The sequence below is a fragment of the Dactylosporangium sp. NPDC051087 genome (assembly GCF_055586325.1).
In genome coordinates, this window is the sequence record NZ_JBVJIJ010000099.1 from 1 (window position 1) to 1,045 (window position 1,045).

A 1,045-nucleotide genomic window follows, 5' to 3' on the forward strand; every position below is an offset into this window, starting at 1 on the left:
CGGCTAAGGCGTGTTTGGTAAGGCGGGTCAGAGCCATTCGTTGATTGCGGCGATGGTGACGGTGGCCTGGTAGCGCACCGCCAACTTGTCGTAGCGGGTGGCCATGCCGCGGTTGCGTTTGAGCTGGTTGATACCGCACTCCACGGCGTGCCGCTGCTTGTAGAGCTCCGGGTCGAAGGCCGGCGGTCGGCCGCCCTTCGACCCGAGCCTGCGCCGGTTCGCGGCGTGATCGGCCTTGATCGGGATCGTCGCCCGGATACCGTGGCGGCGCAGATAGGTACGGTTGCCCTTCCCTGCGTAGGCCTTGTCGGCCAGGACCCGGTTCGGGCGGGTCCGCGGCCGGCCACCATCTGGGCGCGGCACCCGGATACGACGCAAGACCGGGACGAACTGCGGGCTGTCGCCACGCTGCCCAGCGGTCAACAGCAACGACAACGCCTTGCGTCCCTGCTCACACGCGAGATGCACCTTCGTCGTCCGCCCACCCCGTGACCGGCCCAGGGCGTGATCGTCCGGCTCGTCGTCGACCCCACCCGGCGGTTCCTGCTGCGAACCGCCGTCACGGCGGGCGCCGGCGGCGTGCTGATGCGCCCGGACACTGGTGGAATCCACGCTGACGTCCCACCGCACCCGGCCCACCGCGTCAGCGTGCGCCTGCAACGCGGTCAGCACCGCCTGCCATGTGCCGTCCCGCTGCCACCGGCGGAACAACCAGTACAACGTCTGCCACGGCGCATACGCCGCGGGCACGTCACGCCACGGCGCACCCACCCGGATCCGCCACCGAATCCCATCGATCAACTGCCGTCTGCTCCACTTCGGCGGCCGACCCCGCACCGACACGGCAGGCAGCACCGCGGCAAGAACCGCCCACTGCGCGTCGCTGAGGTCATGCCGCCTCGCCACCGCTACGCTGGCCACGAGGTCTCCGGTGTATGAAGGTTTGCTTGGTCGCTAACCCACTTACCGGAGACCGCGCTCCTTTTCGATCACCGCCACACCGACGAACGGCCACCAGCCCGGCGGCTTACCAAACACGCCTTAG

General features: G+C 69.1%; 1 protein-coding gene. It reads right to left on the reverse strand.

Annotated elements, in window-relative coordinates; genetic code table 11:
- Positions 1-27: 27 nt before the first annotated feature.
- Positions 28-921: an IS5 family transposase gene (locus ACZ6TV_RS55230; protein ID WP_465309798.1), complete on the reverse strand. Its 894-nt coding sequence runs from the start codon at positions 919-921 to the stop codon at positions 28-30.
- Positions 922-1,045: the final 124 nt, after the last annotated feature.